Here is a 16,312-nt window from a genome sequence, read left to right on the forward strand (position 1 = left end):
CCGAGCTGGGCACCGCCGAGCTGCGCACCGCTGAACTGCGCGCCGCTGAGCTGGGCGCCGCCGATCGGAACGTGCACAGCAGATCGGAGCGTGCGATGCATCGCACGCTCCGATCCGTATCCCACGTTCCGATCGCCGACGACGCGCCCGGCCCGGCCCGGACGCCGCCCCGCGCCCAGCCGCCCGACCGCCCCGACGCCCGGCCGGCCCGCCCCGCGGCGTCAGCCCGCGAGCGCCCCGCTCACCACGTCCTTCGCCGACGCCTGCACCTCCGCGAGGTGCTCCGGCGACACGAAGCTCTCCGCGTAGATCTTGTACACGTCCTCGGTCCCGGACGGCCGGGCCGCGAACCACGCGTCCGCCGTCGTCACCTTGAGCCCGCCGATCTTGGCCCCGTTGCCGGGCGCCTCGGTGAGCCGGTCGGTGATCTCCTGCCCGGCCAGGGTGGTCGCGGTGACCTGCGACGGCGAGAGCGCCGCCAGCTTCGCCTTCTCCTCGCGCGACGCTGCGGCGTCGACGCGCGCGTACCAGCTCTCCCCGTACTGGGCGACGAGGTCACGGTGCAGCGACGACGGCGACTTCCCCGTCGTCGCGATGATCTCGGAAGCCAGCAGGGCGAGCAGGATGCCGTCCTTGTCGGTGGACCACACGCGCCCGTCGCGGCGCAGGAACGACGCCCCGGCGGACTCCTCGCCGCCGAACCCGACGGACCCGTCCAGCAGCCCGGGCACGAAGAACTTGAACCCGACGGGCACCTCGAGCACCTGCCGTCCGAGCCCGGCGCCCACGCGGTCGATGAGCGACGACGACACGAGCGTCTTCCCGATGGCCGCGTCGGAAGGCCAGGCGGGCCGCGCCCCGCCGTACAGGTACTGGATCGCGACGGCGAGGTAGTGGTTGGGGTTCATGAGCCCGCCGTCGGGCGTGACGATGCCGTGCCGGTCGGAGTCGGCGTCGTTCCCGGTGGCGACGTCGAACAGCGCGTCGCCGGCCGCCATGCGCGAGACGAGCGAGGCCATGGCGTACGGCGACGAGCAGTCCATGCGGATCTTGCCGTCCCAGTCGAGCGTCATGAACGCCCACCGCGGGTCCACCTGCGGGTTGACGACGGTGAGGTCGAGCCCGTGCCGCTCCGCGATCGCGCCCCAGTACTCGACGGAGGCGCCGCCGAGCGGGTCGGCGCCGATCCGCACCCCCGCGGAGCGGATCGCGTCGATGTCGAGCACGTTCGGCAGGTCGTCCACGTAGGTGGTCAGGAAGTCGTACCGGAACGTCGTGTCGGCCGCGATGGCGTGCTCGACGTCGACGCGCTTCACCTGCGCGACGCCGCCGCGCACGATCTCGTTCGCGCGGTTCGCGATCCACGACGTCGCGTCGGAGTCGGCGGGCCCGCCGTGCGGCGGGTTGTACTTGAAGCCGCCGTCGCGCGGCGGGTTGTGCGACGGCGTGACGACGATGCCGTCCGCCAGCCCGGACCCGGAGGTGCGCACGCCGGACGGCGACACGGCCCCGTTGTGCACGAGGATCGCGTGCGACACGGCGGGCGTCGGGGTGAACGAGTCGCGCGCGTCGATCATCACGGTGACGCCGTTCGCCGCGAGCACCTCGAGCGCGGACGTCCACGCGGGCAGCGACAGCGCGTGCGTGTCCCGCCCGATGAACAGCGGCCCGTCGGTGCCCTGCGCGGTGCGGTACTCGACGATGGCCTGCGTGATGGCGACGATGTGCGCCTCGTTGAACGCGTGGTCGAGCGACGACCCGCGGTGGCCCGACGTGCCGAAGACGACCTGCTGCGCAGGGTCGTCGACGTCGGGCGTCAGGTCGTAGTACGCGCCGACCAGCAGGTCGACGTCGATGAGGTCCTCAGGAAGGGCAACCTGCCCGGCGCGTGCGTGCATGGTCCCGATCCTGCCAGCGCCCGACGGCGCAGGCGCGACCGGGAGCCCAACTGTGCCGGGGAATGGTCGCCGGTTGGCCCGTCCTACAGGTACTGCCCCGGCGAGGGTCGCCCGTCCTCGGTGTGGGCCGCCGCGTGCCCGCCGATCCCGGGCCCGGTCGCGCCGCCCGGGAACGCCCCCGGCGGCAGCCCGCGCCGCATCTGCGAGAGCTGCGCCTGCGCGGCCATCTGCTGGGCGACGAGCGCGGTCTGGATCCCGTGGAACAGCCCTTCGAGCCACCCCACGAGCTGCGCCTGGGCGATCCGCAGCTCCGCGTCCGACGGCGGCGTGCCGTCGTCGGCGAACGGCAGCGTGATGCGGTGCAGCTCGTCGACCAGGTCGGGGGACAGGCCGTCCTCGAGCTCGTGGAGCGACCGCTCGTGGATCTCCGCGAGGCGCGAGCGGGCGGCGTCGTCGAGCGGGGCGTCGCGCACCTCGTCGAGCAGCCGCTTGATCATGCCGCCGATGCGCATGACCTTCGCGGGCTCCTCGATGCGTGAGACGTCGTCGTCGGTTTCAGGCTCGACCGTCGCATCGGGGACCTCCTCGCCCTCCGGCGTGACCACGCGGTGCTGTTCCGGCTGCTGCTCGTCGGCAGTGCTCTGCTCGGGCTCGCTCATGCGCCCATCCTCGCGCGGACGGCGCGCGCGGGGCACCAGCAACGCGCCGCCCGGTCACGGCACCAGGAGCACCTTCCCGAACGCCTCGCCGCGTTCGAGCAGGCCGAGGGCGTCGTCGGCGTCGGCGAGCGGCAGGCGGGCGTGGACGACGGGCCGCACGCGTCCGTCCGCGACCATGGGCCACACGTGCTCGCGCACCGCGGCGACGATCGCCGCCTTCTCCTGGGCCGTCCGCGACCGCAGGAGGCTCCCGGTCACGACCGCGCGCTTGGCCATCAGCGCGCTCAGGTCGAGCTCCCCGCGTCGCCCGCGCTGCAGCCCGATGACCACCAGCCGCCCGCCCGGCGCGAGCGCCCGGACGTTGTCGGCGAGCCCGCCGCCGCCCAGGACGTCGAGCACGACGTCCGCGCCGCGCCCTCCGGTCGCGTCCCGCACGGCCGCGACGACGTCGTCGGCCCGGTGGTCGACGACGACGTCGGCGCCGAGCGCGCGCACGCGCGCGACGCGTTCCGGACCTCCGGCGGTGGCGACGACGAACGCCCCGAGCGCCTTGGCGAGCTGGACGGCGACGCTCCCGACGCCGCCCGAGCCGCCCTGGACGAGCACGCGCTCCCGGGGGCGCAGGCGGGCGGTGTCCACGAGGTTGGTCCACGCGGTGCACACCGCCTCGGGCAGGGCCGCGGCGTCGACGAGCCCGACGCCGTCGGGCACGGGCAAGGTCTGCGCGGCGCGCACCACGGCGAGCTCGGCGTAGCCGCCGCCCTCGAGGAGGGCGACGACCTCGTCGCCGACACGCGGGGACGACACGCCGTGACCTGCGGCGATGACGGTTCCGGAGACCTCCATGCCGGGCCAGGGCGGCGCACCCGCAGGTGGGGGATAGTTTCCCGCGCGTTGTAGCAGGTCAGCACGATTCACGCCACTCGCGGCAACCCGGACCAGGACCTCGCCGTCGTCCGGTTCGGGCGGATCTGTCACGATGAGGGCGAGTTTCCCTGCGCCTGCCTGGGAGGCTATCGTGACCGCTCGCACACCCGGAGCCTACTCATGGGCGCCTGCGACTAGGGCAGACGGCGCCGGAGCCGTGCAAGCAGCGACGTGCCGCGGACACCCCGCGGGCGAAGGAAGGCAGGCCACATGCTCCGCAGGTTGGGTGTTCGCGGGAAGATCCTTGCGACTCTCGCCATGCCGATCCTCGTCCTCGCGCTCGCCGCGGGCTGGCTCTCGTGGGACTCGCTCAAGACGGCGCGGGCCGCCGACCAGACGGCACAGCTCGTCGCGAGCCTCGCGGAGCAGGACGGCGCGGGCACCGCGGCCGCGGCCATGCGCTCGCTCAACATCGCCGCCTCGATGGGCATCCCGGGCGCCAAGGAGGGCCTCGAGGCCGCCGTCGACCAGACGACGAAGGCGCTCGAGGCGCGTGACGCGGCCCTGCGAGAGGTGCCCACCGACGCCCTCGACGTGCGCGTGCGCCGCGCGATCTCCGCGACCCGCGCGGACATGCAGCAGATCGAGCGCCTCGAGGAGCAGATCGTCGCGGGCACGATCCCGGAGTCCGAGGCCACCAAGCAGTGGGGCGTCTACATCGACAACGCCCTCGCGGTCGCCCGCGAGCTCGGCGGCACCACCGACAACCGCTCGCTGGCCCTCAGCCTCGACGCGTACGTGGCCATGGACGAGACGATGCTCGACGTCGTCCTGGAGCGCCCCATCGTGGGCGGCGTCCTGGCGGGCGCGGCGACCGGCCAGGTCGACCCCGCCGTCGCCCTGCGCGCGGCGAACACCATCGACGCGACCAACCGCCAGTTCGACGCCACCAAGGCCATGCTCGACCGGCTCCCGAACGGTCACCGCCTGGCGGCCCTCGACGGCGACCTCGGCGCGGTCCGCAACGCCGTCGGCCGCATGGACCCGTCCGCGCTCGACCCGGCGGCGGCCGCCCAGTGGAGCCAGCTGACCCAGGACTGGGTCACGCAGTCGCAGCCCATCCGTGACAGCGTGCGTGACGAGACGTCCGCGTACGCGCAGTGGCTCGCCGACCAGGCGCGCACCCAGGCGATCACCACGGGCGCCGCCGCGTTCGGCATCCTCGCGCTGTCGCTCATCATCGCCCTGACGGTCGCCCGCCGGATCGTGAACCCGCTGCGCCGCCTCACGACGGCCACCGGCGAGATCCGCGACCGCCTGCCGCAGATGGTCGAGCAGATGGCCGTGCCCGGCCAGACGTCGACCATCGACCTGTTCGAGATCCCGGTCGAGTCTCGCGACGAGATCGGCCGCCTCGCCCAGTCCTTCAACGACGTCAACGCCACCACCGTGCAGGTGGCCCGCGAGCAGGCCGCCCTGCGCGGCTCCATCGCCGAGATGTTCGTCAACGTCGCCCGCCGCGACCAGGTGCTCCTCAACCGCCAGCTGGCGTTCCTCGACGAGCTCGAGCGCTCCGAGGAGGACCCGTCGACGCTGTCGAACCTCTTCCGCCTCGACCACCTCGCCACCCGGATGCGCCGCAACGCCGAGTCGCTCCTCGTCCTCGCGGGCATCGACACCGGCCGCCGCGTGCGCCAGCCGATGCCGGTGTCCGACGTGATCCGTACGGCGTCCTCCGAGATCGAGCTGTACGACCGCGTGCGCCTCGACCTCCAGGTCGACCCGCTCATGCTGGGCCACAACGCCCTCAACGCCGCCCACCTCCTGGCGGAGCTGCTCGAGAACGCGACGATGTTCTCCGAGCCGCACACCCCGGTCGAGGTCGCCACGGCCCACGACTACCGCGGCGTCGTCGTCACGGTCCGCGACCACGGCCTGGGCATGACGCCCGAGGAGATCGCGGACGCGAACACGAAGGTCGCGTCCCGCTCCGCGCAGGACGCCGTCGGCGCGCAACGCCTGGGCCTCTACGTCGTCGGCCGCCTCGCTGACCGCCTCGGCGCGGCCATCGCGTTCAGCAGCGGCCCCGACGGCACGGGCACGATGGTCACGGTCGTCTTCCCGGCCGGCCTGTTCCTGCCCGACGACGCCGTGCCCCTGCCCCAGCCGACGGACCCGCTCGAGGCCGGCACGCAGCGCGAGGCCGCGAGCCTCGGCCAGTCGGCGGCCCTCGGCCAGGTGTCTGCGCCGGCGCCGCTGTTCGCCGACCCGGCCCCGGTCTTCGCGGACCCCGCTCCCGCCTACGCCGACGCCGCCCCGCTGGCCGCCTTCGGCCAGGTCGCCCAGGAGGCGCTGACCTCCGCGCAGGCCCTGGCCCCGGAGCCGCCGCTCGCGGTGCCCGTCGACCTCGACGCGCTGACGGACGGCACGACGGCGACGGGCATGCCGCGCCGGCGCACCGCCCGGCCGGAGCCCGAGGCGGCGTCCGACGCGCTCGTGCTGCCGCCGCTCGAGACGCCGGACCTGCCGCTCGACCTCTCCAACGAGTCCTGGGTGTCGAACGAGTCCTGGGTCCCGCCGGCCGACGTCGAGGCGAGCGAGCGCGCGCTGCCGAGCCGCCAGCGCGCCGAGGCCGTGGCGGCGCCCGAGCCCGAGCTGCCCAGCACGCCCGTGCTCGCCGTCGAGCAGCGCTCCGCGCTGTTCGCGAGCTTCCGCTCGCTGGGCGAGCTCGACGACACCGTGACGGGCACGCTCCACCTCGAGGCGAGCGCCGAGGACCCGGCCACGGTCCCGGCACCGTTCGCGGTGGACGCGGCGCCCGCCCCGCTCGCCCCGGCCCCGCTCGCCCCGGCCCCGTTCACCCCGGCCCCGCTCGCCCCGGCCCCGTTCACCCCGGTGACGCCCGTCCTCGCGGCGCCGGCTCCGGTTCCCGCGCCCGTCGCGGCGGAGGCTGCCCCGGCGTTCGAGGCGCTCATGGCCGACCTCCCGACCCGCCGTACGGTGCGCGAGCAGACGGTGCGCGAGCAGCACGCCCTCCCCGACCGCCGGCGCGGGCTCTTCGGCCGCCGCCCCCAGGACGAGACGGCCACGTCGGCCATCCCGCTCCAGGCCGCCGACGGGCCTGCCGCCGCGGCCTTCGTCGCGCCCGCGCCCGTCGCGCCGCTCCCGGCCTTCGACCGCGGCGCGTTCCCGCCCGTCACGGCCCCGGCCCCCGCCCCGCTGCCGTTCGCGGCGCAGCCCGCAGCCCCGGCCTCCGCCCCGGCGCCGCTGCGCCCGTTCGCCGCCCAGGACGTCCGGCCGGAAGCCCCGTACGACGCCCCGACGCCGGTCGCGGCGCCCACGATGGCCGACGAGCCGGTCGTGCGCGACGCGTGGTCCGGCGGGACGACGGCCAGCAGCTCGCACGGCGGCTCCGCGCTGCCGCTGCGCTCGTCGTCGGCGGACGCCCTGACCGACCCGCTGGACCCGTACGCCATCCCCGACACCGTGGAGGCACGCTCGGAGTGGATGGCCTCGGCCGTCCTCTACGAGGAGATGTCGTCCCTGCTGCGGCGCGGGGTCTTCGAGGAGAAGTCCGTGACCCAGAACGACGACACCTACCGCCCGGTCTCGGCTGCTCCCGCCGCCGACACCTCAGGCCTGGTCCGTCGCACGTCGCGCCCGACCGTCAACCCGGCGACCGACCGTTTCACCGCCCGCATCGAGCGGGACCCCGAGCAGCTTCGCTCGCGGCTGTCGGCGTTCCAGTCCGCGACTACCCGTGGCCGGTCCGCGACCGAGGGCGAAGGGCCCTCGACGTGGGCCCCGGCACCGTGAATGATGGCGACCGTCCGGCGCCCTGACCAGGAGGAATCGTGACCCTCAGCACTGAAGCGACCAACTTCGGGTGGCTTCTCGACAACTTCGTGCGCACCGTGCCCGGGAGCCGCCACACCTTGGTGGTGTCGGCCGACGGCCTGCTCATGGCGATGTCCGACCAGCTCGACCGCGTCAGCGGCGACCAGCTCGCGGCGATCGTCTCGGGCATGTCGAGCCTGACCCGCGGTGCGTCCCGCCAGCTCCACGGCGGCAACGTGCGGCAGGCCGTCGTCGAGATGGACAACGGCTTCCTGTTCCTGATGAACGTCTCGAACGGCTCGGTCCTGGCCGTCGTGGCCGAGGCGTCGTGCGACATCGGCCTCATCGGCTACGAGATGGCGCTGCTCGTCGCGCGGACGGAGCAGACGCTCACGCCGCAGCTGATCTCGGAGATGCGCGGCAACCTCCCGGTCGAGGGTGCCCAGCGCACGGCCTCGGTGGGATGAGGTAGACGACGATGCCCTACGGTCCTCAGGGGTCCGGCTACCTCGGTTCCCACTCGGCCGACGCCTACGAGGCGGCCACGGTCCGCCCGTACGCCGTCACCGGCGGGCGCGTGCAGTCGGCGCTGTCCGACCTGCCCCTCGAGGCGCTCGTCGAGGTCCTGCCGGGCGCCGTCTCGGGCTACGGCCTGACGCCGGAGAAGCGCGCGATCCTCCAGCACGCCGCGCACACGTACGTCTCGATCGCCGAGCTCTCGGCCCTGCTGCGCCTCCCGTTGGGCGTCGTCCGCATCCTCGTGGCCGACCTGCAGGAAGCGGGTCACCTCACGGTGCACACCTCGACCCCGGTGAACGTGCACACCGGGCACGGCAGCACCCACTCGGGCCTGTCCCTCAGCGTCTTGGAGAGTGTTCTCAATGGCATTTCCGCCCTCTGACCGCGTGAACGGCCAGGCGAGCGGCAGCATCGCACCCGCCTGGGCCCCCGTCAGCGGGGGTGCGACGCCGAGCCCGGCGCCCGCGGCCCCGCCCGCGAACCCCGCGCGCACGAGCGTCCTCGGGGGCGCCGCTCCCGCCGCCACGTTCGCCCCGACGACGTCGGCCGCGCCGGCCCGCCCGGCTGCCCCGGCGGCGGCGCCCGTCGCGACCGTCTCGGCACCGCCGCAGCAGCCCGCCGTCGGCACCGGCACCGCGCCGCTCCCGCAGGCCCAGGCCCGCCCGGTCGCCGTGGAGCCCGCGGCCCCGGCCGCGCCGCGCACGGCCCCGACGGTCGTCAAGATCGTGGTCGCGGGTGGCTTCGCCGTCGGCAAGACGACGTTCATCGGCTCCATCTCCGACGTCGAGCCCCTGAACACCGAGGCCGCGATGACGGAGCACTCGGTGGGTGTCGACGACGCCGGCGGCGTCACGGACCGCAAGGTCACGACGACCGTCGCCATGGACTTCGGCCGCGTCTCCCTGCCGGGCAACCTGTGGCTGTACCTGTTCGGCACGCCCGGCCAGGACCGCTTCCTGTTCATGTGGGACGACCTGGTGCGTGGCGCGATCGGCGCCGTCGTCCTGGTCGACACGGACCGGCTCGAGCAGTGCTTCCCGGCGATCGACTACTTCGAGTCCCGCAACATCCCGTTCGTCGTGGGGGTCAACTGCTTCGACGGCGTCGCGAAGCACCGCCTGGAGGACGTGCGCGAGGCGCTCCAGATCCCGGCGCACGTGCCGATGCTCTACACGGACGCGCGCTCGCGCGCGGCCACCAAGCAGACGCTCATCTCGCTCGTGCAGCTCGCGATGCGTCAGCTCCGCTCGGGCTCCGCCGTCTGAGCGTCCCGCGCACCGCGGGGCGGGCCCGCAGCCGGTCTGGCTGCGGGCCCGTCGCCGTCTCGCCACTAGACTGGCCCGCGCCGTGGCCCTGGGCCGACGGCGAGGAGGGCTGACCGAGCGGCCGAAGGTGACGGTCTTGAAAACCGTTGTGCAGCAATGCACCGCGGGTTCGAATCCCGCGCCCTCCGCGTGCGTGGCCCGCCCGCCGGATCACCGGTGGGCGGGCCCGCGTTCGACGCACGCCTCACGCTGCAGAGCCGCGTGCGCACGGAGGATCATGGCCCCGTGACCACCCAGAACCCTCAGCACGACGCGGCCGGCGAGGCAGGGCTCGAGCCCGTCGAGCTCATCCGGCACTCGGGCACCGTGCAGCGCGCCGGCCGCCTGGCCCTCGCGTCGGGTCACGGCAGCTACCGGGTCAAGTCCCACATGGAGCGGGTCGGCCGCGCCCTGGGTCTCGACGACGTCAAGGCGTCCGTCGCCCTCACCGAGATCACGACGACGTCGGTGCGCGACCAGATCTTCCGCACGGAGGTCTCGGAGGTCCGCACGGTCGGCATCAACGCCGACCGGCTCGCCGAGCTGGAGAACTACATCGGCGACCTGCCCGAGCGCGAGAACGTCGCCACGATCGAGCGGGAGCTCGACCGGATCGCCGCGAAGCCGCCGCTGTACCCGTCGTGGGCCAACGCCCTGTCGGCCGGAGCGGCCTGTGGCGCGTTCGCCTTCCTCAACAACGGCGGCCCGCTCGAGTGCGCGGGCGTACTGGTCGCGGCGACCCTGGGTCAGTACGTGCGGCGCAGCCTCATCCACCGGGGCATCAACCCGTTCGGGGTGACGATGCTCGCGGGCGCGCTCGCGTGCCTGACCTACCTGGGCCTCATCTGGGCGCTCGGCAGCACCATCGCGACCCCGGGCCGGCACCTCGCGGGCTACGTCTCGGCCGTGCTCTTCCTGGTCCCGGGCTTCCCGCTCGTGACGGGGGCGCTCGACCTGGCCCGGCTCGACTTCTCCGCCGGCATCTCACGGCTGGCGTATGCCCTGATGATCCTGTTCTCCGCGGCGCTGGCCCTGTGGGCGGTGTCGGCGACGGTCGGCCTCGAACCGACACCCCCCGTCGCGCTGGCGATCGACCCGGTGCTGCGCTGGTCGCTGCTGACGGTGGCGAGCTTCGTCGGCGTGCTGGGGTTCGCCCTGATGTTCAACAGCCCGTGGCACATGGCGCTCGGCGCCGCGCTCATCGGCATGGTCGCCAACGTCCTGCGGCTCTTCCTCGTGCAGGAGGTCCACCTGGCCCCGCAGGCGGCCGCCGCGGCGGCCGCGCTCCTCGTGGGCCTGCTCGCCCGGTGGATCGCGACGCCGCTGCGCGTCCCGCGCCTGACCGTCTCCGTGCCCGCCGTCGTGATCATGGTCCCGGGCGTCGCGGCGATGCGTGGCGTCTTCGAGCTCAACGGCGGAGACACGACGCGGGCGCTCGGCTTCATGGTCGACGCCGGCCTCGTGGTGTGCGCGCTGGCCATCGGACTGGCCGTGTCGCGCATGCTGACCGACCGTGAATGGACGTTCGAGGCGCGTCGCGCGCTGTGACTCCGCTGGTCACGGCCCCTTTCCGCCGCTGGTGACGACGACCTGGGGCGCGGTGTGACGCAGGTCGCCGCTCGCCGTTTTGACGTTCGGCCAACCGTCTGACTAATGTTCTCAACGTTCGCCCGGCAGGGAGGAACGGACACCGCGAAGAGCGAGTGGCCGGTCCCGGGGCGAGATCCTGACTCCTTCTTCTCGGGGACGTTCTGCGTCTCCGGTCAGGACCGGTGCGCCCGGATCGAACTTCTCGCCTCACGGCGAGCGAGTTTGACTCGGAGAAGCGGATCGGGTAAGGTTGAAGGGTTGCCCCGGACGGGGCCGGCTGCGAAGAGTGGTTCGGTTTCGGATGGTGTGCGTCGGTTGTTTGAGAACTCAACAGTGCGTTTGATAGTCAATGCCAAATATAACCCTCGTCGGGTCACCGTTGTGGTGGTTCGGGAGGATTCCTTTGGACAGATGAGCAGTTCAGCTCGTCTGGCCAGTTTTCAAGCACCGTATGGTTGTTATCCTGGGTTTTGTCCGGGGTGGCGATATTCTTTTACGGAGAGTTTGATCCTGGCTCAGGACGAACGCTGGCGGCGTGCTTAACACATGCAAGTCGAACGGTGAAGCCCTTCGGGGTGGATCAGTGGCGAACGGGTGAGTAACACGTGAGCAACCTGCCCTCCACTTCGGGATAAGCCTTGGAAACGGGGTCTAATACCGGATATGAGCTCTGCCTGCATGGGTGGGGTTGGAAAGTTTTTCGGTGGGGGATGGGCTCGCGGCCTATCAGCTTGTTGGTGGGGTAATGGCCTACCAAGGCGTCGACGGGTAGCCGGCCTGAGAGGGCGACCGGCCACACTGGGACTGAGACACGGCCCAGACTCCTACGGGAGGCAGCAGTGGGGAATATTGCACAATGGGCGAAAGCCTGATGCAGCGACGCCGCGTGAGGGATGACGGCCTTCGGGTTGTAAACCTCTTTCAGCAGGGAAGAAGCGTAAGTGACGGTACCTGCAGAAGAAGCGCCGGCTAACTACGTGCCAGCAGCCGCGGTAATACGTAGGGCGCAAGCGTTGTCCGGAATTATTGGGCGTAAAGAGCTCGTAGGCGGTCTGTCGCGTCTGGTGTGAAATCCCGAGGCTCAACCTCGGGCTTGCATCGGGTACGGGCAGGCTAGAGTGCTGTAGGGGAGACTGGAATTCCTGGTGTAGCGGTGGAATGCGCAGATATCAGGAGGAACACCGATGGCGAAGGCAGGTCTCTGGGCAGCTACTGACGCTGAGGAGCGAAAGCATGGGGAGCGAACAGGATTAGATACCCTGGTAGTCCATGCCGTAAACGTTGGGCACTAGGTGTGGGACCCATTCCACGGGTTCCGTGCCGCAGCTAACGCATTAAGTGCCCCGCCTGGGGAGTACGGCCGCAAGGCTAAAACTCAAAGGAATTGACGGGGGCCCGCACAAGCGGCGGAGCATGCGGATTAATTCGATGCAACGCGAAGAACCTTACCAAGGCTTGACATGAACCGGAAAAGTGCAGAGATGTGCTCCCGTAAGGTCGGTTCACAGGTGGTGCATGGTTGTCGTCAGCTCGTGTCGTGAGATGTTGGGTTAAGTCCCGCAACGAGCGCAACCCTCGTCCCATGTTGCCAGCGGGTTATGCCGGGGACTCATGGGAGACTGCCGGGGTCAACTCGGAGGAAGGTGGGGATGACGTCAAATCATCATGCCCCTTATGTCTTGGGCTTCACGCATGCTACAATGGCCGGTACAGAGGGCTGCGATACCGTAAGGTGGAGCGAATCCCAAAAAGCCGGTCTCAGTTCGGATTGGGGTCTGCAACTCGACCCCATGAAGTCGGAGTCGCTAGTAATCGCAGATCAGCAACGCTGCGGTGAATACGTTCCCGGGCCTTGTACACACCGCCCGTCAAGTCACGAAAGTTGGTAACACCCGAAGCCCATGGCCCAACTCGTAAGAGGGGGAGTGGTCGAAGGTGGGACTGGCGATTGGGACTAAGTCGTAACAAGGTAGCCGTACCGGAAGGTGCGGCTGGATCACCTCCTTTCTAAGGAGCTCACCAACATCCGCCGTGCAGGCTTGCCTGGGGTGGGTGTTCATGGTGGACCACGCGCCGGCCGAACGTGCTGGTGGTGGTGCTCTGGGTGGAACATTGACTAGAAGACTGCTGCTCGGTCGTGAGCTTGCTAGTACGCCTCTCTTGGGGGGTGGGAACGCGGGGTGACGGGTTCGGGTGGTGGTCGTGGACGCACTGTTGGGTCCTGAGGCAACCGGCCGCGGGACGTGCCCCTGTCAGGGGTGGGTCTGGTCGGGAGTCTTGGTACAGGTCACCAGATGGCCCGGACCGCTCCACCACGTCTCGAGAGTTCTTCTCGGGGTGGGGGTTGGGGTTGGCGGGTCTGGTCGGTGGGTCTGTCCGTTGCTTGAGAACTGCACAGTGGACGCGAGCATCCAAGATGTTCAAGCACCTTCTCCTTGTGGGAGGGTGTTCCTGAATGTCTCTGTAGTGTGAAACGCAAAGAGTACTTAACGACTCAACGCTTTTGTTGAAGTTTTTAAGGGCACAGGGTGGATGCCTTGGCACTAGGAGCCGAAGAAGGACGTCGTAGCCTGCGATAAGCCTCGGGGAGTTGGCAAACGAGCTGTGATCCGAGGATGTCCGAATGGGGGAACCCACCTGCAGTCATGTGCAGGTACCCGCACCTGAATATATAGGGTGTGTGGAGGGAACGCCGGGAAGTGAAACATCTCAGTACCGGCAGGAAGAGATATTCCGTGAGTAGTGGCGAGCGAAAGCGGATGAGGCCAAACCGTACACGTGTTAAAGCTGTCAGGCGTTGCGTGTGCGGGGTTGTGGGACCTTCTGGGGAGATCTGACAGTCTCCCAACCAGTGAGAAAGCCGCGTCATAGTCGAACCGCATTGAGAGGCGGACCGTAGAGGGTGCTAGTCCCGTAGACGAAATGATGCGGCCTGGTGGAGGGGATCCCAAGTAGCACGGGGCCCGAGAAATCTCGTGTGAATCTGGCAAGACCACTTGCTAAGCCTAAATACTACCTAGTGACCGATAGCGGACTAGTACCGTGAGGGAAAGGTGAAAAGTACCCCGGGAGGGGAGTGAAATAGTACCTGAAACCGTGTGCCTACAATCCGTCGGAGCCTCCCTAGCTGGGGTGACGGCGTGCCTTTTGAAGAATGAGCCTGCGAGTTAGTGCTCGGTGGCGAGGTTAACCCGTGCGGGGTAGCCGTAGCGAAAGCGAGTCCGAACAGGGCGTGATAGTCGCCGGGTCTAGACCCGAAGCGAAGTGATCTAGCCATGGGCAGGCTGAAGCACTGGTAAGACAGTGTGGAGGGCCGAACCCACCAGGGTTGAAAACCTGGGGGATGACCTGTGGTTAGGGGTGAAAGGCCAATCAAACTTCGTGATAGCTGGTTCTCCCCGAAATGCATTTAGGTGCAGCGTCTCGTGTTTCTTGCCGGAGGTAGAGCTACTGGATGGCCGATGGGCCCTACCAGGTTACTGACGTCAGCCAAACTCCGAATGCCGGTAAGTTTAAGCGAGGCAGTGAGACTGCGGGGGATAAGCTCCGTAGTCGAGAGGGAAACAGCCCAGATCACCGGCTAAGGCCCCTAAGCGTGTGCTCAGTGGGAAAGGATGTGGAGTTGCACAGACAACCAGGAGGTTGGCTTAGAAGCAGCCACCCTTGAAAGAGTGCGTAATAGCTCACTGGTCAAGTGATTCCGCGCCGACAATGTAGCGGGGCTCAAGCACACCGCCGAAGCCGTGGCAGCGCAGCGACACCCAAGCCGCGAACTTGATTCGTTGGTTCAGGGGCTGTGCTGGGTAGGGGAGCGTCGTGTGGACAGTGAAGCCGCGGGGTGACCCAGTGGTGGAGACTACACGAGTGAGAATGCAGGCATGAGTAGCGAATGACGGGTGAGAAACCCGTCCGCCGAATGACCAAGGGTTCCAGGGCCAGGTTAATCCGCCCTGGGTAAGTCGGGACCTAAGGCGAGGCCGACAGGCGTAGTCGATGGACAAGGAGTTGATATTCTCCTACCGGCGAAGAACCGCCCATACCGAACCCAGGAATGCTAAACGCCCCAAGGGCGCCATCGTGGTCTTCGGACCACACCGGCGCCGGCGGCGCGTGACCCGACCTGGCAGTAGGTAAGCGTATTAACAGGGGTGACGCAGGAAGGTAGCCCGGCGTGGCGATGGTAGTCCACGTCCAAGGCCGTAGCCCGACACCTAGGCAAATCCGGGTGTCACACAGGGTGAGAGCTGATAGTGACCGCGTATGCGGGAAACGGGTGATCCTCTGCTGCCAAGAAAAGCCTCGACGCGAGGTTCTAGCCGCCCGTACCCCAAACCGACTCAGGTGGTCAGGTAGAGAATACCAAGGCGATCGAGCGAATCGTGGTTAAGGAACTCGGCAAAATGCCCCCGTAACTTCGGGAGAAGGGGGGCCTGAACCGTCAACCACCTAGCGTGGGGACGCGGGGAGGGCCGCAGAGACCAGGGAGAAGCGACTGTTTACTAAAAACACAGGTCCGTGCGAAGTCGCAAGACGATGTATACGGACTGACGCCTGCCCGGTGCTGGAAGGTTAAGAGGACGGGTCAACCTTTGGTGAAGCCCAGAATTTAAGCCCCAGTAAACGGCGGTGGTAACTATAACCATCCTAAGGTAGCGAAATTCCTTGTCGGGTAAGTTCCGACCTGCACGAATGGCGTAACGACTTCTCCGCTGTCTCAACCGCGAGCTCGGCGAAATTGCACTACGAGTAAAGATGCTCGTTACGCGCAGCAGGACGGAAAGACCCCGGGACCTTTACTATAGCTTGGTATTGGTGTTCGGTGCAGTTTGTGTAGGATAGGTGGGAGACTATGAACCCCGGGCGCCAGCTCGGGGGAGTCAACGTTGAAATACCACTCTGACTGCAACGGATATCTAACCTCGGTCCGTCATCCGGATCAGGGACAGTGCCTGGTGGGTAGTTTAACTGGGGCGGTTGCCTCCCAAAATGTAACGGAGGCGCCCAAAGGTTCCCTCAGCCTGGTTGGCAATCAGGTGTCGAGTGCAAGTGCACAAGGGAGCTTGACTGTGAGACCGACAGGTCGAGCAGGGACGAAAGTCGGGACTAGTGATCCGGCGGTGGCTTGTGGAAGCGCCGTCGCTCAACGGATAAAAGGTACCCCGGGGATAACAGGCTGATCTTGCCCAAGAGTCCATATCGACGGCATGGTTTGGCACCTCGATGTCGGCTCGTCGCATCCTGGGGCTGGAGTAGGTCCCAAGGGTTGGGCTGTTCGCCCATTAAAGCGGTACGCGAGCTGGGTTTAGAACGTCGTGAGACAGTTCGGTCCCTATCCGCTGCGCGCGCAGGAAACTTGAGAAGGGCTGTCCCTAGTACGAGAGGACCGGGACGGACGAACCTCTGGTGTGCCAGTTGTACTGCCAAGTGCACCGCTGGTTAGCTACGTTCGGGAAGGATAACCGCTGAAAGCATCTAAGCGGGAAGCCTGCTTCAAGATGAGGTTTCCATGAACGCAAGTTCTGAAGGCACCCAGCGAGACCACTGGGTAGATAGGCCGGATGTGGAAGGCAGGACCAACGACTGCCGCAGCTGACCGGTACTAATCAGCCAACAACTTCAACACACACACTTACACTTG

The 16,312-nt window shown here is 68.6% G+C and carries 8 protein-coding genes, 1 tRNA gene, 2 rRNA genes and 1 pseudogene; 8 read left to right on the top strand and 4 right to left on the bottom strand.

The features are described from left to right. Window positions 1-14: 14 nt before the first annotated feature. From ET471_RS19100 to ET471_RS06220, 4 genes and pseudogenes are all read right to left on the bottom strand, one after another. A pseudogene (locus ET471_RS19100) lies at window positions 15-101 on the bottom strand (hypothetical protein); the annotation flags it as partial. A gap of 120 nt (window positions 102-221) precedes the next feature. Next, on the bottom strand, window positions 222-1,898 hold the full coding sequence (pgm, locus tag ET471_RS06210; RefSeq protein WP_129187076.1) for a phosphoglucomutase (alpha-D-glucose-1,6-bisphosphate-dependent): 1,677 nt from the start codon (window positions 1,896-1,898) through the stop codon (window positions 222-224). A gap of 83 nt (window positions 1,899-1,981) precedes the next feature. Further along, the gene (locus ET471_RS06215; protein ID WP_129187077.1) at window positions 1,982-2,557 is read right to left on the bottom strand and encodes a bacterial proteasome activator family protein; all 576 of its coding nucleotides are present in this window, start codon (window positions 2,555-2,557) and stop codon (window positions 1,982-1,984) included. Between the two features lie 54 nt (window positions 2,558-2,611). After that, window positions 2,612-3,589 carry an NAD(P)H-quinone oxidoreductase gene (locus ET471_RS06220; protein WP_129187078.1) on the bottom strand — a complete coding sequence of 326 codons (978 nt, stop codon included), beginning with the start codon at window positions 3,587-3,589 and terminating at the stop codon, window positions 2,612-2,614. 153 nt (window positions 3,590-3,742) lie between these two features. On the opposite strand from ET471_RS06220, the gene ET471_RS06225 reads away from it, so the two are divergent. The 8 genes from ET471_RS06225 to ET471_RS06260 all read left to right on the top strand — a co-directional run bounded on the left by ET471_RS06225 (window position 3,743) and on the right by ET471_RS06260 (window position 16,297). Then, window positions 3,743-7,240 carry a HAMP domain-containing sensor histidine kinase gene (locus ET471_RS06225; RefSeq protein WP_165350423.1) on the top strand — a complete coding sequence of 1,166 codons (3,498 nt, stop codon included), beginning with the start codon at window positions 3,743-3,745 and terminating at the stop codon, window positions 7,238-7,240. A 35-nt stretch (window positions 7,241-7,275) separates the two neighbouring features. Next, window positions 7,276-7,728, top strand: a complete 453-nt coding sequence (locus ET471_RS06230) for a roadblock/LC7 domain-containing protein (RefSeq protein ID WP_129187080.1) — start codon at window positions 7,276-7,278, stop codon at window positions 7,726-7,728. An 11-nt stretch (window positions 7,729-7,739) separates the two neighbouring features. Further along, the gene (locus ET471_RS06235; protein WP_129187081.1) at window positions 7,740-8,162 is read left to right on the top strand and encodes a DUF742 domain-containing protein; all 423 of its coding nucleotides are present in this window, start codon (window positions 7,740-7,742) and stop codon (window positions 8,160-8,162) included. 289 nt (window positions 8,163-8,451) lie between these two features. After that, a complete protein-coding gene (locus ET471_RS06240) occupies window positions 8,452-9,045 on the top strand; it encodes a GTP-binding protein (RefSeq protein ID WP_129190763.1) in 594 nt (197 codons plus the stop codon). Between the two features lie 103 nt (window positions 9,046-9,148). Next, window positions 9,149-9,233, top strand: a tRNA-Ser gene (locus tag ET471_RS06245). Between the two features lie 97 nt (window positions 9,234-9,330). Next, complete coding sequence (locus ET471_RS06250) at window positions 9,331-10,632, top strand: threonine/serine exporter family protein (protein ID WP_129187082.1); 1,302 nt, start codon at window positions 9,331-9,333, stop codon at window positions 10,630-10,632. Between the two features lie 534 nt (window positions 10,633-11,166). Beyond that, a 16S ribosomal RNA gene (locus ET471_RS06255) occupies window positions 11,167-12,681 on the top strand. A 498-nt stretch (window positions 12,682-13,179) separates the two neighbouring features. Then, window positions 13,180-16,297, top strand: a 23S ribosomal RNA gene (locus tag ET471_RS06260). Together the 16S and 23S rRNA genes form the textbook arrangement of a ribosomal RNA operon. Window positions 16,298-16,312 lie beyond the last annotated feature (15 nt).

Source organism: Xylanimonas protaetiae, assembly GCF_004135385.1.
Classification (GTDB): Bacteria; Actinomycetota; Actinomycetes; order Actinomycetales; family Cellulomonadaceae; genus Xylanimonas; species Xylanimonas protaetiae.